The following is an 18,093-nucleotide window of genomic DNA, read 5'->3' as shown; positions in this document are numbered from 1 at the left end:
GGGATTCGGTCACGAGTAGGTTCCTGTCTGGACAGTGATGCGAGTGGCGACCACCGGTGCGTGAGCAACCTCGGCAGCCGTGATGGCTGGCTGGTCGGGGCGACCAGCCGAGGGCGTGAGACCGGGGCCGGGGGCGACGCGCAGGCGCAGAACGCGCCGGGCGTGCGGAAGCGAATACCCGTGCGCGACCAACGCGGCCGGAGGGTGTGAATGGGACGGTGCGCACGGGAATTCGGTTGCGCCGGGCGCGGGCTGTGTGGCGCGGTGCACCCGGAACCGGTAGCCCTCGAGCTGGCTGGTCGCCCCGACCAGCCGGACATCACACCCTCATCCCTCAGCGGGCCAATGAGACCTCCAGAGAAGACTCGCCACGCTCGGTTCAGAACCCAGGGTCGTCGGTGAAGGCGGTTCCTCCGACCACCGCCAACGCCGGTGCGTGCCACGGGTCCCCGTCGTGCGGAGAAGGTTCGGGATCGTGGGTGGGTTGGCCGAACCCGTTCCCGGCGACGGGACGCCCGCTCATCTGGTTGCCGCTGGAGGGGTTCTTCGTCACTTTGGCGGTGGCGTATTTGAGGGAGGGGCCGACTTCGTCGACGTCGAGCTCCACCACGGTGCGCTTGTCGCCTTCGCGGGTGACGTAGCTGCGTTGCTTCAACTTTCCCGAGACGATGACTCGTGCACCGCGAGTGAGTGTTAAGTGGACCTCCTTCTCGAGTGTCCATAACGTCCGTACGGTTTGGATTTGGTCGGTAGTTCCTGCTACATAGACACCTCGTCTTGTTGTGTCGTTGTGGAGGAGGGTGGCCGGTGCCGCTTCGGGTGCAGCGGTTGCGGTCGCCGGATTCGGGGCGGCGTTCGGTCACGGTGGTCGACGCGGCTGGTGTGCCGGTGTGGCCGGTCGAGGAGTTTCTGTCGCATCTGGTTGCGGTGGGCAAGTCACCGAACACGGTGGAGGGTTATGCCTACGATTTGCGGGATCTGTTCGACTGGCTCGGTCAGCGGGGTTGGGATTTCCGGGAACTGAGTTTGGAGCAGTTGTCGGAGTTCTTCTCGTGGTTGCAGCGTCCGAAGCCGACTCGGCAGCCGGGGGTGTTCGTGTTGCCGGGGATTCCGGCGGCGGTGGAGCGAACGACGTTGGTGCGTAAGCGTTCTGCGGTGGCGTCGTTTTACCGATTCCATGCCCGGCGAGATGATTCGGTGCCGGCGTTGTTGGGGGAGTTGGTGGGGCCGCGGCCGATGGGTGGGTACGTGCCTTTGTTGGCGCATGCCCGCCGGGGTGGTCGCAATGCTGATTCCTACAGCCCGATCCGGCTGCATGCGCATCGCAAGTCTCCCAAGACGGTGACCCTCGTCGAGCAGACGGCGCTGATGGATGCGTGCGCGCGGTTGCGGGACCGTTTTCTGCTGCTGCTGTGGTTCGAGACCGGGCTTCGGTTGGGGGAGTCGCTGGGGTTGCGGCATTCGGATCTGCGGTTGCGTGCCGGTGAGGTGCATGTGGTGCCTCGGGAGGACAACGCCAACGACGCGCGGGTGAAACGGCTCAAGCCCCGCGTTGTTCCTGCCGCTGCCGCGGTGTTCGACCTTTATGCCGAGTACATGGAGGTCGAGTACGGCTGTCTGGACAGCGATTTCGTGTTCGTGAACTTGTTCCGGCCGCCGGTGGGTGCGCCGATGACCGAGGCGAATGTCCACAAGTTGGTCGACAGGCTCCGGGTTCGCTCGGGTGTCGGGTTCTTCGCGCCCCATGTCGCCCGGCACACCTACGCGACTCGACTGTTGCGGGCCGGGGTCCGCATCGAGATCGTCGCGGAGTTGCTGGGCCATTCAAGTTCGCAGACGACCGAGATGACGTACTCGCATCTGAGCGTCGAAGACCATCGCGACGCTCTCGTCGCCGCGGGGATTCTCCGGGAAGGAACCGAACCACGTTGACCACACCGCACGGGTTGCCGACGACGTCGGGGTTGCTGGAGCGGTTGATGCAGACCGTCGATCCGCTGTTCCGTGGCGAGGTGTTCTTCCCGCCCACCGACAGCCGTGTCTTCGTCCAGGACACGTGCCGGATCCGATCCTGCGGCATCGCGTTGAGCTATGCGTCGCGGCGTCTGTGTCAGGGGCACTACCAACGGTGGAAGGCGGCCGGGCGGCCGGATCTGGACCAGTGGACTCCGTTCGAGGAGATCGCGACCGAGCAGCGGCGGATCGTGGCATGCTGCAACGTCCGTGGCTGCAATCGGGCCTCGAAGTCGAACGGGTTGTGCCACCGTCACGCCAACCAGTGGTTCCATCACGGGCGCCCGGATCTGGATGCCTGGCTGGGGCGGACCCTCTATCACCCTCCGCGCGGCTCGGTCGAGACCGATTGCGAGTTCCCCGGCTGCGCCCGCTGGAGTGACGGCCCCAGCAGGAGGTTGTGTCGGGCGCACTGGGAGAGCTGGCGGCTTGCGGGTCGAATGCCGTTGGCGGAGTGGTTCGTTCATGTCGAGCGGATGCGCAACCCGCATGTGAAGCTACATGGGCTGGGCGGGCAGGTGCGGTTGGAGATCGGTTATGGGTTGCAACGCCGCCACGAGTTGGGGCATCAGCACACCGCGCCTCGAGTGGTGACCAAAGCCGTCGGCTGGGTTCGCGCAGCAGGCGTGCACAGCCTGCTGGACTGGGACGACGACCAGTGGAAGGAGTTCTGCCTGCCGAGGGAAGCAAATTACGACACATTGTCGCTGGCTTTCATCAAGGACACCCGGTTCGAGTTGCGGGCATTGCTCATCGACGCCGACCCGTGGGCCGACCAATACCCGTGCGACACCTGGGATTTGAAACATCTCGGCCTGCACACCAGCGACGTTCGATTCCTGCGTTTCGGTGACATCGCACTGCCATGGCTGAAGGAACTGGTGAAGCGGTGGTGCCGATGGCGACTGGGCCGGGAGTTGAGCCCGTCCACGGTCGGCATGAATGTCCGAGCCTGCGTCCGGTTGGCTGAATACCTTCACCACACTGCCGGCTCGGATGCGCAGCCGTCGGAGCTGACGCGCATCCGTCTGGAGGGGTGGCTGGCCGACCTGCAGACCAAGGTGCCGGAGCCGAAGACCCGTGGCCCGGTGATCGCTTCGATCAGCGGATTCCTCAAAGACGTTCATCGGCACCAGTGGCAACCAGACCTGCCGCGCAACGCGTTCATCTACGACGACATGCCCAAACGGCCCCACGCCAAGCCGAGGTTCATCCCCGAGCAGGTGATCGCGCAGATGGAAACCCCGCAAGCGTTGGCGCAGTTCCCGTCGCCGGACGGCAGGCTGATCGTGGAGATCCTCATCGCCTGCGGACTGCGGCTCAAAGACGCCCGCACCCTGCCGTTCGACTGCATCATCCGCGACGCCGACAACAATCCCTACCTGGCCTGGCTCAACCGCAAGATGGCCGATCGCCCGGCGTTCTTCCCACTCGCCGAAGAGCTGACCGAAAAGATCCTCACCCAGCAGCGAGCGGTGCTCGACCGGTTCCCCGACGGATCGCCGTGGTTGTTCCCGGCGATCCACAGCAACATCGACGGCAGCCGATACGCCAGCGGCACCCGGCTGCGTCAGCAGTTGGAGCGGTGGCTCGAAGAATTGGACCTCGTCGATGAGCACGGCCGACCGATCCGGGTCACGTTCCACCAATTCCGGCACACGCTCGGGACCAGGCTCATCAACGCCGATGTCCCGCAACCAGTGGTCCAGGCATTGCTCGACCATATGTCCCCGGACATGACCGCGATTTATGCTCGCCTGCACAACGAAACACTGCGTGAGCACTGGCTCAAGGCGGTGAAGGTCAATGCCGACGGTGAACCCGCCACGATCACTGCCGATCATCCACTCGCCGACGCGGCTTGGGCGAAGCTGAGCATGGTCCGCGCGAAAGTGACTCTGCCGAACGGATACTGCGGCGCTCCGGTTCACACCGACTGCGAATACGCCAACCCGTGTCTGGACTGCCGATTCTTCATCACCACCACCGAATTCCTCGGCCAGCATCGCCGCCAACGCGACGACACCGCGCGCATGATCGCCGATGCCGAAGCCGCCGGGCACAGGAGGGTCGCCGAGAAGAACACGCGCACCCTGATCAAGCTCGACACCATTATCGGAGCACTCGAATCCGCCCACGACGGCCAGATCGTGGCCGGAGGAAAGGTCGAAGAACTCGATGCCGCTGGCTGACAACACCCGGTTCCTTCTCGAAGCCACCCAACGGCGCAGCGCGGACGCACGCAAACGGGCCGAAGCCGCGATCACCACGGCGGCCCGCGGCCACCACCGCATCACCGTCGCGGGGATCGCCAAGACCGCGGGCGTTTCACGATCCTGGATCTACACGCAATCCGACCTCGTCGACGCGATATCCGCTCTGCAACAACGGAACCCGACGACAGGCCAGAAGACGCCGACCTCAGCGACAGTGGAATCGTTGCAGACCCGGCTAACCGCAGCCAACGAACGCAACAAACAATTGCGCCAGCAAGTCACACAGCTGACGGCCCGACTCGAAACCGCATACGGCGAAATCCGAGCCCTACGCAACGCTCAGCCGCAATAGCCCCCGGGGCTCCGGCCGCAATGCCCGGCCGGAGCCCCGAGAGGGTCAGAACGGCGGTTCGTCATCACCGCGGCTGCCGCCGAAGCTCCCAGCGCCAGCGAACGCGGCCTCCCCGCCAGCAGCAGAACTCCACGAATCGTCACCAGCGACGCTGCTACCAAAGCCGTTATTGCCGCTCCCGCCGCCGTTTCTGTTGACCCGGTTGACTTTCGCGGTCGCGAATATCAACGAGGCGCCGACGTCGTCGGCCTGCACCTCGACCACAGTGCGCTTCTCACCCTGCTGGGTTTCGAACGAGCGCTGCACCAGCCGCCCCACAACCACGACTTTCGCGCCCCGCGTGAGGCTTTCCGCGACATGCTCGCCCAGATCGTTCCACGCGCTGCACCGCAGGAACAACGCCTCGCCATCCACCCACTTGTCGGCCTGGCGGTCGAACCGACGCGGCGTCGACGCCACCGTGAACGACGCCACCGGCTTGCCTTGCGGCGTGAACCGAAGCTCTGGATCCGATGTCAGGTTCCCTTGAACCGTGATGACCGTGTCACCAGCCATGACGAACTCCTTCTTCAGATATGCGAATGATTTGCTGACCGGTCAATACGCGGGGACCGCCACCGCGCCGAAAACGCTCGACATGGACATGTCCATATCGGAAACATGCTGGTAGACAACACTTTCAATTTTCGAGATCCACATAAGCAGGGTTTCGGCCACGTTCTCCGCTGCTTGCCGCCAGATATTGCAGCGCAGAAACAGAGGATCACCGTCGCGCCATTCCCTGGACTGGGAATCGAAATAGCGCGGCGTGGACGCGACAGTGAAATTGGTGACCGCGGCACCCGCCGGTGTGAACCGCAGTTCGGGATCACCGGTCAGATTCCCCTTGATAGTGAATAGGTCCTGAGTCATTGCTCGACTCCCTTTTCTCGAGAAGAGATTCGTACGTGTGACGCACTGCAAGTCAGGCGGCCGCGGCTGTGACCGCTACGGCCAAGCCGGGGTCGGCCTCGATGTCGAGGTCGATGTCGTGGTAGTCGAGGAGCCCGGCGGCGGCTTGCTCGACATCGACGAGTTCGAACTCCAACTGCTCGCCGACGGCGGCCAGGAACTTCAGATACCGCTGCAAGCCACGGTCGTTGTAGCGCCAGGAGTCCTTGCCCGCGCGGGATTCGAACGCGCCCAGCACCATTGCCAACACGATCACCCACGCCCGGCTCGCGGTCGCGGAATGGATCGAGGACACCAGCTCGTCGGTGAACCCGGCCACCCCCAGCAGATCCCGCGCGGCCTTGGGTGCGTGGAAGGAACCGAGCAGATCCGATTCCCGCGCCAGGGATTCAGCGACGAACTGCCCAGCCTGCGCGGGCGGAGTCCGCCGGGACAACAACCGTCTCAGGAATTCCGTACGCCGTTCCTTTGCAGCGAGCCCGCGCTTGTTGAGCTCACGCACCCGCCGTCGTTCGAGCCGGGCGGCGTCGCGCTCGGCAGCGGCCTGGAGGGCGTCGAGACGCAGCGCCTCGGCGCGGTCACTGCCCGCCTCCTCGTCGACGGCGAGTGGGCGCAGCTGAACACCGGACTCGGTCATCTGGTCCGAGGGCAGGAAGTAGAGGGGAATCCAGCGGTCGCGGTAGTCCACCGAGTCGGCGTGACGCAAACCCTCCGCGGGCGGGGATTCGCTGCGGCCCTGGGTGTCCCAGTCGACCTGATCGGGGTCGACGAGTTCACCGGTCTGGGCATCGACGAGTTGCCCGTTCTCCTCTACGTCGAGGTAGACCAGCCACCGGTGTGCCTGCGCGCGGATCAGTTCTTCGCTGACAGGGGCGGCGTCGGCGGTCTTGAGGCGCTCGGCGGGAAACAGCGTCGAGTCGGGGGAGCTGGTGTCGGGTTCGGCGGTCAGTATCCCGAATCCGAGCGCCGCGCAGAACACGGCTGCTTCCATCCGGGCACGGGTCTCTTCGCGGTCTGCGGCGATCTGGTTGGCGGTGTAGGAGAAGCTCGACCGGGCTACCCGCAGCAGTCGTTCGACCGCGTCGGTGTCGCCGAGGGTTTCGTATTCGGCGATCACCGCGAGCTGATCGAGACTGTAAGTTCCCGCGTCGACCAACCCCCGCGCGGTCGCTGATGCTGCAATCGTTGCAGCGTGTTTGATCTGGGATCGTTTGCGCTGTAGCCCTTTCGCCACGCGGGTGACCGACGCGCCGAGATCGAGCATCAAGGCGATGCCGTCGGCGCGGTCGGTTTCGACCATCGCCACGCGCCGGTCGTTGACGTTCATCTGCATCAGCGTCGTGCGGATGCGGCGTTCGTTCTCCGGGATGTCGGGGGTGGCGTCGCGGACCCAGACCGGGACCTTGTTGATCTTCGCGTCGAGGGCGATGAGAGTGCGCAGTTGGCCTTCGATGACGTGCAGAGCCCCGTCGGGCTGGCGTTCGGCGATGATCGGGATATCGACACCGAACTCTGAGATCGACTCGACGACGTCGGGATGCTCGGTGAGATCGAAGGTTTTACGGACATTCTCGGCGATCACCAGCTCGGCCGGATCCAGCCACAACGCCTCCACGTGCGGCAACTGCTGCGCGTCGGAAGCCGAGGCACCAGACGGATCGGCGGGAGCGGAATCGGAGACCTCCGCGGCGCGGTCGTGTTCGTCGAGAACGGTTGTATTAAGGGCAAGGGCAACGGATTCCACGAGGCAGACCTCCTTGACTGCGGACTGGGGCCACCACTCGGTGCTGTCGCATCGGCGTGGTGGCCGCAGGCGGGTGAGTGGGCGGTGTGGGTCAGGCGGCGAGCGAGCGTCGTTCGGCGCGCGCGACATTGACCGGGTGCAGCCGCAGGACGTCGTTGTCGTCGGCGACGAAGCGCCAATGCCGACCGCGCCAATCCGGATGGGCCTCGCGCCAGCGATCCAGGACCGGGGTGGCTTCGATCGCCGGTACCGGTCCGGCCTGGCCGCGATGCACCAACTGGTCGTACTCACCGCGCGAGATCAGCGCGACGGCAGTGGATTTCGAAGCGGAGAGAGATTCGACGGACATGAGCAACCTCCGAGGGTGACCGCGAACACGCGGTGTGAGAAGTGCGGACATTGAGCGAGGAACCCAAGACAGCGTCGCTGCCGTCGATGTGGCGAGCGCACCGCGGCGGTGTCAGCGGGTGAGGGTGTCGAGGACGTCTTGGGCGTCGACGGCGAGTGTGGCTTGGCCGGTGCGGATGAATTCGTGGCAGCCGCGCGAGGCTGCGGAGTCGATCGGGCCCGGGACGGCGGTGACCGGCCGATGCAGCTTGTTGGCCCAGCGCACCGTGTTGGCGGTGCCGCTGCGCAACCCGGCCTCGGGCACAGTGATCCCGGCGGTCAGCGCGGCGACGATCCTGTTGCGCGCCAAGAAATTCGGGCGGCTGGGCTCGACGCCCGGCGGATACTCACTGAGCAGCAGCCCGGTCTCTTCGATCCGCGCCAACAGGTAGGCGTTGCCGTGGGGGAACAGCCGGTGCAGCCCGGCGGGCAGTACCGCGACGGTCGGGCGTTCGGCGTCGAGAGCGGCCTGGTGCGCGGCGGCGTCGATACCGAACGCGCCGCCGCTGAGCACCGTCCAGTCCTGCCAGGCCAGTCCGGTTGCGAGATGGGGGCGACCTTCTCGCCGTAGCTGGTCGCGGCGCGCGAACCGACCACCGCGACCGCACGTTCGGTCAGCAGATCCAGTTGTCCGGGCCCGCGCGACCACAACGCGATCGGCGCGTGCGCGCCGACGGTCTGGAGGTCGGCGGGCGTGGTCGGCCATCCGGGGTCATCGCGGGTCACCAACCGTGCGCCGGCGCGCTCGCCACGTTCGAGGTCGTAGGCGGCCATCTCCCGGGTCACCGGCCCGAAGCGCGAATCACGGGCATCGGCGGCAATATATTCTGCGGCGGCCAGGGGGTCGTGTTCGGTCAGCAGTGCGTGAACAAGGATGGGGGAGGTCAGTGCTGCTCGCGCCAGCAGCGCCCACGCATGCAGGCGTTCATCGAGATGTGTCACGGTCACCTTTCTTGGGGTGTGAATGCTGTTGTGGCGCAACGATATCGATGCGCAGTTCGGCGGCGGCCTCGATCCCGGAGCGGCACAACTGGTGCAGTCGTGTGGGGTCCATGCCGTAGGTCAGGGCGGCGTGAAGCAGTCGCGCCATGAGGTGCTTGGGATCGGAGGACAAGGCGGCCCCGAGCGCGATCCCGGCCAGCGGGCCGTCGCCGCGCAGGTAGGCATGGAAGGCCAGCAGGGTCGCGGCTTGCGCGCGGTCCGGATCAGGCAGAGCGCGGGTGAGAATCGACCACAGCTGCTCGGCACGCGCCGCATGCGCACCTGCGGCGACACCGAACATGACATCGCGAATAGCTCTGTCGCGCAGTGCGACCGCGACCTCGGCCAACATTTGTGGGTCAGGTGATTCGGTCGGCGACCATGTCGTGATGGCGTGCATCACGTGCCACAACGTGCGACGCGTATCGGCATGAAGGTCACCGATCTGCGCGGCGCGAGCCCATCGTCTGTGCGTATCGACAGCAGCTGCCAGCATGAGCGGGGCGACACGGTCCCGCAGCGCGGTGTCGGTGGTCACCAGATCCGCGAGCGCGCTACGACTGCGGTGGATCGTGCGACCCGCAGCGGTGTAGGCGACGGCTACCGGTGAGGTGTCGGGGTCGGGCAGGCGTCCACGCTGAGCGGCGTCGAGTAGGTCCCACCATTCTGCTTTCGGCGCGAGCGTGCGAGCGGCCCACGCGCCGCCGAGGACAAGGTTCACCGATTCGAGGTGCCGGGCCAGTACGTCGATCACGGACCTGTGTCGCGGATCGGCGGTGCCGGATGTGCCCGACGGGGTCAGCCGGTCATCGACGAACACCACCACCACTGCGACCGCGTCGAGACGGGCACACATGTCCATCGCGTAGTGCGCGAGCTCGGCGTCGGAGAGCGAATTCTTGTCCCCCGGCGAGTTCGCGCGGGCGGCGAACGTAATCGATACCGATGTGCCCGAGGGGGATTCGGGCTTGCCGAACAGCAGCACGATCGATCGGGTGGGAGTGAAGCTCAGCACCGCGGGCACGGACGCGATGAGTTCGGACGGGTTGCCGAGAAACATGGGTGAGGACAAGGCGACGACTCCTCGGTGTCGATGGGTAGACAGAAGGTGAAGCGGCATGACGCGAAGTGCGGATACGCGAAGGTGAGTGCGGTCGGCGATATCTCGCTGACCGCGGCGACGCCGCCACGCAACGAATTGGGCGCGGGCCGGGGCGGCGCGGTGTGTGATCGGTATCGTCAGGGGTGCGAGGGACTGATCGGGTTATCCGCATGCCCGACAGGAGTTGTTGACCATGACCGAATCTCCGCGCCCAAGACGTCGTCGATCACGCGGCAAGGATTCCCCGGAACTTGTTGCGCGCCTGCAACGCTCACACCAACGCAGCCTCGAACGCCGCGCAGCGGCGACCGAACGCGAGAAGACGATCACCCGCGCCGTGGGCGACTACCTGACTGCATGGCAGGCGATCAGCGGAATCGAAGACCGCCGCGACCGCGACGTGGCAGCACTGCGTGAGCAGATCGACGCCGTACTCGCACGCGCGGCGAGCGACATCACGACGCGCGAACAGGAGCAAGCCGCAGCCGCCGCTGCGGTGCGCGCCCACGTGCAGAGCGACGAAGAACTCGCCGACCTGCTCGAGATCACCGTCAAACGCGCACGGCAGCTGTTGGCTGCCTGGCGCAGCGCCGACTCCGATCCCCTCTCGGTCCCCTCGACGCCGCAGGCACGAAAACCCGCGGCCTCTCGAAACCCGAGTGCGGACGCACAATCCAACCGAGAAGCCGCGCCGGTCACCACATCCGACGAGACCCGAGGCCCAGAAGCTTCGCAGGCTGACGAAGACGTGCCAGGGCGGTAGATCGTGTCGTGTGGCCCGTGCGCGTCACGCCACCGACGCACCGGCGCGGGTATTCGCGCGCCGGCCACAGTGTGTGATGTGGTTGGGCGTACTGCGGGCACATGCGAGGACGGCTACTGGTCCGCGGGGTGTGGGCTGCGCGGCGAGAACGAGCTCGACGGACTGAACGAGATCTCGAATCGGCTCGGCGTGATGGTGAGAACGAGCCACGCCGCGCGTTGGGCGTACCTGCGAATCAGATCAATCGTTCGAGCCTCGCGACTGAATTGTGCTGTGAGATCGATGTGTTCGACGAAGTCGTCGCATAGTGACACATCGTCGAGCAGCGAGCCGTTGTCATTTCGATGGGCGTGAACGATTCGTGAGGGGCCTTCGGGGTTGGCTGGATCGGCGAGCAGTCGCGGAAGCCCATTGCTCATCAGGTATGCGCCGTCGTCGGCGACGCACAGTAATGCCGGGACCGGGGTCGTGTGGGAATCGAACCCGAAGGCCGCGTGCTCTGGTGCGGCCACCGCGTGCTCGGCCAGAACAACGACCTCGTCCAGGGAAAACCACAACTTCATCGAACTCATTGAAGGACAGTCCTTTCCGAAAAGCAGTTGTGGTTGGGGTTGGGGCCGGGAGGTCGTGGGCCTAGGCGGCCGCGCTGTCGTGGTCGTCTCCGCGGCAGGCGAACGGTGAGCATCCGCGCTCGATGTCCTGGTCGGCGAGCGCGTCGAACAGATCGCCTTGAGCGTCGCGCAACTCGGTCCTGGTGCGCCGATCGATCGGGGCCTGATCCAGCGGGACACGGGAGCGATGTAGGTAGGCGTGTCCGCGTAGCGGGTGGCTGTTGGCGCTGGCCCGGGCACCGCCGTTGCGGATGAGCCTGTCGAACTCGACTGCATCGGCCCACTCGCGGGGGCGTTCGCCACGCATCGCGCGCCAGAACTCGTTGCTGTGATACGGGCAACCGCGGCACGAGCTGCGCGGTGTATCGGCGTAGCGGTGCGCGGAAAGGTAACGCTAACAATCGGTTCGGGGCCAACCTCGTGCGGTCCGACCTGTGCCGCCGGGCAGAAACAGCAAAGGAAACCGTGACCTGCTGTAGGACACATCGTAATCGGCCCGCGATGCCCGCCAGGACTCGTCGAGTGAGATCCCGACAAGCTGCTCGGCGTAAACGCCGACAGGAACGCGGCGCGTAGCCGGATAACCCAGCAGCTCTCGGACTTTGCGTCGAATGGGGGTGATCTTGTAAACGTCGGTACATTGGCGGCGCAACATCCCGTGGCCGCCATCGGGGCCGAGGACGTACAGCGGCATCTGCGCGAAGCGGGTCTGCGGATCGAGAGCGTCACGCCGGATATCGCCGTTGCTGACCCGATACAGCGGAATACCTGCGGGCACAGCGATCTCGCGCTCGAGCCTATCGAGATGCCGGTACACCGCCTCGGGTTCCCAGCCGGTGTCGGCGAAGATCGCGGCATCGATCATCGGCAACTCGCCGTGCACGATCAGCAGCAGCACCGTCGTCGACTGCACACCCGCACCGAGCGAGAGCACTCGCAGAGGTGACCCCATCCCGAAACCTCCTTTCTCGGTGCCGATTTGGGGATCAGCGTTCACCGATGGCTATCGCTGTTCAGGCGTGCGTTCACGGTGTGAGGCGGTCGAGGTCGAGCATCGCGGCCAGTCGATCCAGGATCGTCGGTCCGGTGCCCGCGGTGCCTCGCACTTTCCGGAGTCGCCGGATGCGGAGCCCGCGCAGTTCGACTCCGTAGGTGACAGGATCGGATTCGGTGTCTTGGACCGGGACGATCCGATAGTCGTGGGCATCGAGGAGGATCGAATACCACGCGTCGGCGGGTTGACCTGCCCGGCGGGCTTCGTCGGAGTCGGGGCCGGGCTGAATCCATTGGGGGCAGCCGCATTCGGGGTCAGGGCAGGGTGTGATGCGGGCGGCGATCGCGTTGGATCGATACGTGGGCATGCGCCCGGCCAGCATCGGACAGCCTCGGGTGGAGTAGGCGGCGCACTTGATGAAGCCCAGCTTCCGGGCCGACACCACGTACCCAGTCCTGCGGGCGCACGAAGACCACCACTTGCTGGCCGGGCCCGTGCCCGCTGCCGAGTCTTTCGCCGCAGACCTGACACAGGCGCAGGCTCAGCACCAGGGCGTAGCGTTCGGGGTCGATGGCACCCCAGACCGGGGAGGTCTGGCCGCGGTGGCACAGCGTCAGAAACGGGATGGCCAAGCCCTGCGCGGTCGGCGCGTCGTGCAGACGAGCGGGAATCGGTGGCCGGGACGAATTCGGTGACGGCGCTGCGGAATTCACGGATCACTCCTGACTGTCGGTAGCGGGGTGCGCGGCTCAGCGGGCTAGCGAGAGGGGTGATCGCCGACCGTAGGATGCGCGGAGAGTGCGACGGTGATCGATTGAGTTGGCCGAGAGACAGACTCGACTCGCACGTGGACGACCGCGGTGACCGCGTCCTGTGTCGAAGGTTGGGCGAGCCAGGGGCCGAAGGTGGTGGAGTCGAGCTCGGGGAGTGCGGCCTCGATCCACCGCATCAGAGCGGCGGCGCTCGAGATCACCACCGTTGCGCACCGGTGTGCGGGTCGGCGTTGTGCACCGCCACCACCGACGGCGCGAACGGAGCCTGGGCGAGGGTGGAGCGCGTGAGCACAGCCTCATATCCACTGGCCGACCAGGCGCCGTGCGCGACGATGAATCCGCCGGCGGACGAGGTCGCTACAGGCAGCAGATGCCATCGGGTACCCGAATCGCCGAAAGCGGTGAAATAGTTCTCTTCCCAGCTGATTTCGGTACCACCGCCGGTGCGGATACGGAGCCTTTGGGTGGCGTGTTCGACCGAGATCAACGCCATCGGCGTCGCAGTCTGCGCTGCGGCCCCGACCGTGACGGCATCGAAGCGCGAGATCGGTGTGCCGGGCTCGGGGGCGGCGGCGAAGCATGCTCGGTATCCGACGACCAGGACTTCGGTCGACGGTGGGGCAGGCACAGCAGTCTCGTAGCCGGGCATGACGCGCAGGCGGGCGAGGTAGCGGCTCGGATCGGCATTCACGGAGATACCGCCGGTGGGAGGGTGAACAGCGTGGCGGGTGCGCGTCTGTGTGGGGGGTGAGACGGAGCGGATGTGGATCATCGGGGACCTCCTCGGGTCGTTGCACAACCGCGGCGGCCCGACGGCGTGCGGTGTACGTGAGTGGTTGGCTAGTCGGTGCTTTGAATTGCGGCGAGAGCCGCGTAGCGGTTCGGATAGCGCCAGTGACAGCCGGATCCGGTGGCAGCGGGATGGATGATCACCGGGCCGGTGTGAAACGCGCCGAGAGGACCGTCGAAGGCGGCGATGACGCCCAGCGCGTCGAGGCTCGCGAAGTGGTCCAAGTAGCTGCACGGCACCAGCCGCCAAGACCCCGGCCTGTCGCTGCCGGTGCACTGGCACACTGTCAGCGGTTGTTCGCAGCCAGGACACAGTTGGCTGCATGGGGACCAGAAAGTGGTGCAGGTGAACGTGAACTGCGGGCTGCCGCGTCGGCCGACCTCGACGATGACTGTGTGATTGGCCGGGACCTCGAACGTCCCTGACGATTCGGCGGCGTAGCGCGCACCGCCAGTGACGATCACTGTGAGGGGATCCCAGTAACGAGAGTCTTCTCCCTCGTCATCGCCTCTGATCGTGAATTCGACGTGGTGTTCGCCGAAGCGATCGCCGACACGTACTCGTCGTGCTGGAACCCGAGTCCCGACTTCGTAATCCGTCATCAGTTCGTGTCTTCCTGCCGACCACACCACGCCCGGCTATCCCCGCTTGTAGAGACGCCGTCGCCGGTCTAGGCGCTGTCGACGAAGGTCAGGTCGGCGTATCGTTCTGTGCCGGTAAGGAATTCGCATTGGCAGTGTGGGAATTCGTGCCAGCATTGCTCGCAGTAGCCGCACGCTGGGCAGTGCGGCCCGGTTGACTCGAGTCCGTAGTGGCCGCAGTAGTCGCAGTAGTCGTAGAAGCGGTGTTCGGCCTTGTCGTCGGTGCTGGCGGCGGGTTCACGCCACACGTAGGAGTGGTTGGAATACCAGATCCCGTCGCGGCTCCAATGGCCGCGGTGTTCGTTGAACAAGTACGCGGTCTGCTTATAGCGGGGATCGACGGTCAGCAGGATCATCTTGTCGCCGTCGAGCCATTCCTCGAGGTCGGCGCGGCCAGCCCAGGAGTCCAGCGACCCGAAAGGGCGTAGCGGAAAGAAGTCCTCGGCCGCGACACGGGTGTCCGAGCGTGGATCGCCTTTCGCTGGGTGCACGATCGCGGGAAGAATCCCGTTGTGCGCCAGCACTGTTCGGACGTCGCCGCCGACGGCGAAGGGGTGGCAGTTCTGTTCGCTGATGTAGCCGTGGGTGGCGAAGCGGGAGTGGAACAACGCTGGCGTGTCCGGGAAACGGGCACGCACGGAAGCGAATTCCTCGATCACCGCCACGGCGTCCAGGCCACGCCCGACGAGGATGCGGTCGTCGGCGACGACGGCGTAGCCGTGCCCGTGCGGGTTGGCCAGCGCGCCGTCGCGCAGCGCGGCGAGATCCGGTGTGACACCGGGCTTGTAGAAGCTCAAGATACACACTGCAGGGCCTCCATCTCCGCCAGCAAGGGCAGATAGATCGTGTGGGCTCGTACCCAGGTGACGAATGCGGTCCATTCCCAGCCGCGTCGGCGCGCGACGTCGCCGGAGGTGAGGGTGCGGGTGTATTCCACCGAGGCGGCAATGAACGCCAGAGCTGCTTGAACCTGTTGGCGGTGAAGGGAACTGGCGAAGATGCGGACTTCGAAGGTCTCTTCGGGGTAGACGTTGATGGCCTGGTAGCGGCCGTAGCCGAAACGTTCACCCTTGGCGAATTTGGCGATCCCGGCACGGGTTTCGGGGGTGAAGCTGGCCCAGTCGTCACTGCGGCGGCGAGCCAGACGTACGGCGTGAGATTCGTTGCGGTAGAAGAACTTCATCCACCTGTACACGTGTGCGGGCGAGTCGAATCCCTTCCGGGAGACGTGCACGTGGATGCCGACGTTGTCGTCGACATACGCGCCGCGAATTCGTAACTCGCGCAGCATCTTCCAAGGGAACTCTTCGATGGCCCAGTCGTAGCTCATGGGGTGGGTGACGATCTCGAATCCGGCGTTGTAGCCGATGGATCCGTCTTCCTTGAGATAGCCCAGGTCGCCGAGATTGTCCGCGGCGATCTCGGCGCAGGCCTGCAAGGAGCGGCTCGGGGTTTTGATCTCGAGTTCCAGCCCGAGAAAGACCGGGCCGTGTCCGTGGAAGTAGGGGTCGGGTTTGTAGGAGTAGTCGTGGATGTGGTCGTCGCGGCGGTCGCGCGAGCACGAGGTGCAGTAGTCGTCGTTGGTGGTCAGGTAGTCGCAGTCGTCGCATACGCGGTATTGGTTCTGGCAGTCGCGGCACACCTCGTCGCCGGTGTCGACGCTGCGCAGATAGCGCGAGAGCAGACGGCAGTCCGAGCAGCGCCAGTAGTGGTCGATGTTGCAGCTGTCGCAGACGATGTCGCCGCCGACAGTGGCTTCTCCGGCTGCGGTGTAGCGCTCGCAGTATTCGCATTGCGACCAGCGCCGCGCGCAGCTCGTGCAGAGAACACCGTCGTCGACGGTCTCGTGGACGTCGTCGACCCGCTCGTCGCAGTCCTGGCAGAAGGGACGCTCATCGCAGTCCTGGCATTCAGCAGCGGGATCATCCAGGAGCGGGTCGTCAGGGATCGGTGCGGAACAGGTGCGGCACAGCGCGAGTGTGTCCAGTATTTCGGGCATGGGTGTAGGACCTCTCTGAGAATCGAGGGAGGGCAGAGAAGTGGTGAGAACACATCGAGTGCCCCGGTGGCAGAGGTGTGCGCGAATGACTCCCACCGCTGTCGTTTCGAGGTAGGGGCGAGTCGCCCGATCAGCGAGGGTGATCGGTGACGCCTGCTCGGCGGATGCGCCGGGGCGTGAGGTTTAGTGAATGGTCTGGCGGCGCAGTGTTACGCCGGTGCCGGTGCGTTGTGCGCAGTCGCAGTGGGGGAAAGCATTGGCGCACAGGAAACACCAGCCGCAGCTCCCGCAGTAGCGGCCGCGTCGGCCGAAGTCGACATCCCCGCAGCTTTCACAGACATACAGCCACGCTCGTGCGCGCAGTAGTGCCGGTTCCGGTTCGGGCCGGTAGCCGGGATTGGAGTACCAGATCCCGCCGTCCCAGATTCCTGCCGATTCGTTGAATACGTAGGCGTTGTGGGCGAAGCCGGGGTCGATGGTGAGGATGACGAGTTTGCTTGCCCCCAACCAGGACTCCAGACCGCGGCGGCCCTGAGTCGTATCGAGCGACCCGAAAGGCATGTGCGGCAGGTAGGTTGCGGCCGCGATCCGGGTGTCCGAGCGGGGGTCATAGGGGGCGGGCCGTGCTCGCCTGGGCAGAACCCCGTTGTGCGCCAGCACGGTGCGCCTATCGCGGCCGAGCCGGAAGGGGGTGGCAGTTGTCGATGCTCACCGCACCGTGAGTGGCGTAGCGGCTGTGGAACAGCGCCGGCCGATCGGGATACCGGGCACGGACGGCGGCGAACTCGTCGAGCACTTCCTCGGCGTCCATGCCGCGCCCGACCAGAACGCTGGTCTCGGTGACGACGGCGAACCCATGACCATCCTTGTTGACTCGCGCGCCGTTCCTCAACGCGGTCAGATCCGGAGTGGCGCCGGGCGGGAAGAAGGTCAAGAGGCACATTCGAGGGCCTCCATCTCCGCGCGCAGCGGCGCGTAGTCCTCGTGCTGAGTGACCCACGTCGTGAATTGCTCCCATTCCCAGCCGCCGTGTCGGACGACTTGGGTGCAGGTCAGGGCGCGGGTGTATTCGACGGTGGCCGCGACGAACGCCAGTGCTGCTTGAACCTGTTGGGGGTTCAGGGATCCGGCGAACACCCGGACCTCGAGGCTCTTGCGTGGGTGCGGGTTGATCGCCTGATAGCGGTCCATCCCGAACCGCGGCAGATCGTCCTTGGCGGTGTGTTTGACCCGTGCCCGCGCGATCGGAGAGAACGCCGCGTAATTCGATCGCCGCCGCGCCAACGCCACAGTCTGGGATTCGTTGCGGTAGATCAGCTTCGCCCACCGGAAGATATGGGCTGCGGAGTCGAAGCCGTCGCGGGAGACATGAACATGGATGCCAACGCTGTGATCGGAGCGGCAGCCGAGCTCTTCGAGTTGTTCGAGCAATTCCCACGGGAACTGTTCGACCGCGTACCGGTACTCCATGGGATGGGTGACCAGTTCGAAACCCGACGGCTCGATCGACGAATCATGCTTCAGATACGCCAGGTCGCCGACGGACTCTCCGACGGTCGACGCACACACGTCGTACCTGTGCCGGGGGACAATGATTTCCAGCTCGAGCCCGAGGAACACGGGGCCCTGGCCGAAGAACCGGGGATCGGGTTTGTAGTTGTAGTTCCAGATCCGGCCCCGCGGGTTGCGTCCAATAGCGTGGTGTAGCAGCAGCGATCGGCTGTTGAGTCTGTCGTAATCCCCGGACAGCAGGGTGGCCACCGCGTGATCCTTCAG

Annotated in this window: 23 protein-coding genes and 2 pseudogenes; 5 read left to right on the top strand and 20 right to left on the bottom strand. The window is 65.5% G+C overall.

Going from position 1 to position 18,093, the window contains the following annotated elements; translation table 11 throughout:
• The coding region (locus ACFXN1_RS49125) for a hypothetical protein (RefSeq protein ID WP_379464062.1) at positions 1-210 on the top strand (210 nt) is incomplete at its 5' end.
• 169 nt (positions 211-379) lie between these two features.
• Here ACFXN1_RS49125 and ACFXN1_RS49120 read toward each other — a convergent pair.
• Positions 380-655 carry a hypothetical protein gene (locus ACFXN1_RS49120; protein WP_379443163.1) on the bottom strand — a complete coding sequence of 92 codons (276 nt, stop codon included), beginning with the start codon at positions 653-655 and terminating at the stop codon, positions 380-382.
• 152 nt (positions 656-807) lie between these two features.
• On the opposite strand from ACFXN1_RS49120, the gene ACFXN1_RS49115 reads away from it, so the two are divergent.
• The 3 genes from ACFXN1_RS49115 to ACFXN1_RS49105 are packed head-to-tail and all read left to right on the top strand — an operon-like array spanning position 808 to position 4,581.
• Positions 808-1,932 carry a tyrosine-type recombinase/integrase gene (locus ACFXN1_RS49115; protein WP_379443164.1) on the top strand — a complete coding sequence of 375 codons (1,125 nt, stop codon included), beginning with the start codon at positions 808-810 and terminating at the stop codon, positions 1,930-1,932.
• Positions 1,929-4,205, top strand: a complete 2,277-nt coding sequence (locus tag ACFXN1_RS49110; RefSeq protein WP_379443165.1) for a tyrosine-type recombinase/integrase — start codon at positions 1,929-1,931, stop codon at positions 4,203-4,205. Before ACFXN1_RS49115 ends, ACFXN1_RS49110 begins: the two co-directional genes overlap by 4 nt.
• Complete coding sequence (locus ACFXN1_RS49105) at positions 4,192-4,581, top strand: DUF6262 family protein (protein WP_379443167.1); 390 nt, start codon at positions 4,192-4,194, stop codon at positions 4,579-4,581. Before ACFXN1_RS49110 ends, ACFXN1_RS49105 begins: the two co-directional genes overlap by 14 nt.
• A 45-nt stretch (positions 4,582-4,626) precedes the next feature.
• Here ACFXN1_RS49105 and ACFXN1_RS49100 read toward each other — a convergent pair whose 3' ends face one another.
• The 7 genes and pseudogenes from ACFXN1_RS49100 to ACFXN1_RS49070 all read right to left on the bottom strand — a co-directional run bounded on the left by ACFXN1_RS49100 (position 4,627) and on the right by ACFXN1_RS49070 (position 9,716).
• On the bottom strand, positions 4,627-5,136 hold the full coding sequence (locus tag ACFXN1_RS49100) for a single-stranded DNA-binding protein (RefSeq protein WP_379443168.1): 510 nt from the start codon (positions 5,134-5,136) through the stop codon (positions 4,627-4,629).
• Positions 5,137-5,295: 159 nt separating this feature from the next.
• A pseudogene (locus ACFXN1_RS49095) lies at positions 5,296-5,493 on the bottom strand (single-stranded DNA-binding protein); the annotation flags it as partial.
• A 52-nt stretch (positions 5,494-5,545) separates the two neighbouring features.
• Complete coding sequence (locus tag ACFXN1_RS49090; protein ID WP_379443169.1) at positions 5,546-7,276, bottom strand: ParB/RepB/Spo0J family partition protein; 1,731 nt, start codon at positions 7,274-7,276, stop codon at positions 5,546-5,548.
• A 91-nt stretch (positions 7,277-7,367) separates the two neighbouring features.
• Positions 7,368-7,625 (bottom strand): hypothetical protein, encoded by a 258-nt coding sequence (locus tag ACFXN1_RS49085; RefSeq protein ID WP_379443171.1) that lies wholly within the window; start codon positions 7,623-7,625, stop codon positions 7,368-7,370.
• A gap of 111 nt (positions 7,626-7,736) precedes the next feature.
• Positions 7,737-8,312 (bottom strand): DNA-processing protein DprA, encoded by a 576-nt coding sequence (locus ACFXN1_RS49080; RefSeq protein ID WP_379443191.1) that lies wholly within the window; start codon positions 8,310-8,312, stop codon positions 7,737-7,739.
• Positions 8,228-8,437 (bottom strand): annotated as a pseudogene (locus ACFXN1_RS49075) (DNA-processing protein DprA); the annotation flags it as partial. The pseudogene ACFXN1_RS49075 and the gene ACFXN1_RS49080, both read right to left, overlap by 85 nt.
• A 151-nt stretch (positions 8,438-8,588) precedes the next feature.
• Positions 8,589-9,716, bottom strand: coding sequence for a DUF4192 domain-containing protein (locus ACFXN1_RS49070; RefSeq protein ID WP_379443172.1), 1,128 nt, complete (start codon positions 9,714-9,716; stop codon positions 8,589-8,591).
• Between the two features lie 217 nt (positions 9,717-9,933).
• Between ACFXN1_RS49070 and ACFXN1_RS49065 the strand changes: the two genes are divergently transcribed.
• Complete coding sequence (locus tag ACFXN1_RS49065; RefSeq protein WP_379443173.1) at positions 9,934-10,509, top strand: hypothetical protein; 576 nt, start codon at positions 9,934-9,936, stop codon at positions 10,507-10,509.
• Between the two features lie 113 nt (positions 10,510-10,622).
• Here ACFXN1_RS49065 and ACFXN1_RS49060 read toward each other — a convergent pair whose 3' ends face one another.
• The 12 genes from ACFXN1_RS49060 to ACFXN1_RS49005 all read right to left on the bottom strand — a co-directional run.
• The gene (locus ACFXN1_RS49060; RefSeq protein ID WP_379443175.1) at positions 10,623-11,072 is read right to left on the bottom strand and encodes a hypothetical protein; all 450 of its coding nucleotides are present in this window, start codon (positions 11,070-11,072) and stop codon (positions 10,623-10,625) included.
• A gap of 70 nt (positions 11,073-11,142) precedes the next feature.
• Entirely contained in the window at positions 11,143-11,427 is a 285-nt protein-coding gene (locus ACFXN1_RS49055; protein ID WP_379443176.1) for a hypothetical protein, read from the bottom strand.
• Between the two features lie 87 nt (positions 11,428-11,514).
• Complete coding sequence (locus ACFXN1_RS49050; protein ID WP_379443178.1) at positions 11,515-12,018, bottom strand: hypothetical protein; 504 nt, start codon at positions 12,016-12,018, stop codon at positions 11,515-11,517.
• A gap of 127 nt (positions 12,019-12,145) precedes the next feature.
• On the bottom strand, positions 12,146-12,481 hold the full coding sequence (locus tag ACFXN1_RS49045) for a hypothetical protein (RefSeq protein WP_379443179.1): 336 nt from the start codon (positions 12,479-12,481) through the stop codon (positions 12,146-12,148).
• Positions 12,429-12,827 carry a hypothetical protein gene (locus tag ACFXN1_RS49040; protein WP_379443180.1) on the bottom strand — a complete coding sequence of 133 codons (399 nt, stop codon included), beginning with the start codon at positions 12,825-12,827 and terminating at the stop codon, positions 12,429-12,431. Before ACFXN1_RS49040 ends, ACFXN1_RS49045 begins: the two co-directional genes overlap by 53 nt.
• Before the next feature lie 256 nt (positions 12,828-13,083).
• Positions 13,084-13,578, bottom strand: coding sequence for a hypothetical protein (locus ACFXN1_RS49035; protein WP_379443182.1), 495 nt, complete (start codon positions 13,576-13,578; stop codon positions 13,084-13,086).
• 149 nt (positions 13,579-13,727) lie between these two features.
• Positions 13,728-14,279, bottom strand: a complete 552-nt coding sequence (locus ACFXN1_RS49030; RefSeq protein ID WP_379443183.1) for a hypothetical protein — start codon at positions 14,277-14,279, stop codon at positions 13,728-13,730.
• A 68-nt stretch (positions 14,280-14,347) separates the two neighbouring features.
• Positions 14,348-15,124, bottom strand: coding sequence for a hypothetical protein (locus ACFXN1_RS49025; protein ID WP_379443184.1), 777 nt, complete (start codon positions 15,122-15,124; stop codon positions 14,348-14,350).
• Positions 15,112-16,317, bottom strand: coding sequence for an amidoligase family protein (locus ACFXN1_RS49020; protein ID WP_379443186.1), 1,206 nt, complete (start codon positions 16,315-16,317; stop codon positions 15,112-15,114). Before ACFXN1_RS49020 ends, ACFXN1_RS49025 begins: the two co-directional genes overlap by 13 nt.
• Before the next feature lie 183 nt (positions 16,318-16,500).
• Complete coding sequence (locus ACFXN1_RS49015; protein ID WP_379443187.1) at positions 16,501-16,977, bottom strand: hypothetical protein; 477 nt, start codon at positions 16,975-16,977, stop codon at positions 16,501-16,503.
• A gap of 7 nt (positions 16,978-16,984) precedes the next feature.
• Positions 16,985-17,260 carry a hypothetical protein gene (locus tag ACFXN1_RS49010; protein ID WP_379443188.1) on the bottom strand — a complete coding sequence of 92 codons (276 nt, stop codon included), beginning with the start codon at positions 17,258-17,260 and terminating at the stop codon, positions 16,985-16,987.
• The coding region (locus ACFXN1_RS49005) for an amidoligase family protein (RefSeq protein WP_379464060.1) at positions 17,248-18,093 on the bottom strand (846 nt) is incomplete at its 5' end. The genes ACFXN1_RS49005 and ACFXN1_RS49010, both read right to left, overlap by 13 nt.

It is taken from the genome of Nocardia sp. NPDC059154, assembly GCF_042755705.1.
Classification (GTDB): Bacteria; Actinomycetota; Actinomycetes; order Mycobacteriales; family Mycobacteriaceae; genus Nocardia.
This window is presented reverse-complemented; position numbering and strand designations above follow the sequence as displayed.

Bases quoted from the DNA above. Each gene is read 5' to 3' on its own strand.
- ACFXN1_RS49105 (WP_379443167.1), top strand. From the start codon at position 4,192: ATGCCGCTGGCTGACAACACCCGGTTCCTTCTCGAAGCCACCCAACGG.
- ACFXN1_RS49100 (WP_379443168.1), bottom strand. From the start codon at position 5,136: ATGGCTGGTGACACGGTCATCACGGTTCAAGGGAACCTGACATCGGAT.
- ACFXN1_RS49085 (WP_379443171.1), bottom strand. From the start codon at position 7,625: ATGTCCGTCGAATCTCTCTCCGCTTCGAAATCCACTGCCGTCGCGCTG.
- ACFXN1_RS49060 (WP_379443175.1), bottom strand. From the start codon at position 11,072: ATGAAGTTGTGGTTTTCCCTGGACGAGGTCGTTGTTCTGGCCGAGCAC.
- ACFXN1_RS49055 (WP_379443176.1), bottom strand. From the start codon at position 11,427: ATGCGTGGCGAACGCCCCCGCGAGTGGGCCGATGCAGTCGAGTTCGAC.
- ACFXN1_RS49045 (WP_379443179.1), bottom strand. From the start codon at position 12,481: ATGCCCACGTATCGATCCAACGCGATCGCCGCCCGCATCACACCCTGC.
- ACFXN1_RS49030 (WP_379443183.1), bottom strand. From the start codon at position 14,279: ATGACGGATTACGAAGTCGGGACTCGGGTTCCAGCACGACGAGTACGT.
- ACFXN1_RS49020 (WP_379443186.1), bottom strand. From the start codon at position 16,317: ATGCCCGAAATACTGGACACACTCGCGCTGTGCCGCACCTGTTCCGCA.
- ACFXN1_RS49010 (WP_379443188.1), bottom strand. From the start codon at position 17,260: ATGTGCCTCTTGACCTTCTTCCCGCCCGGCGCCACTCCGGATCTGACC.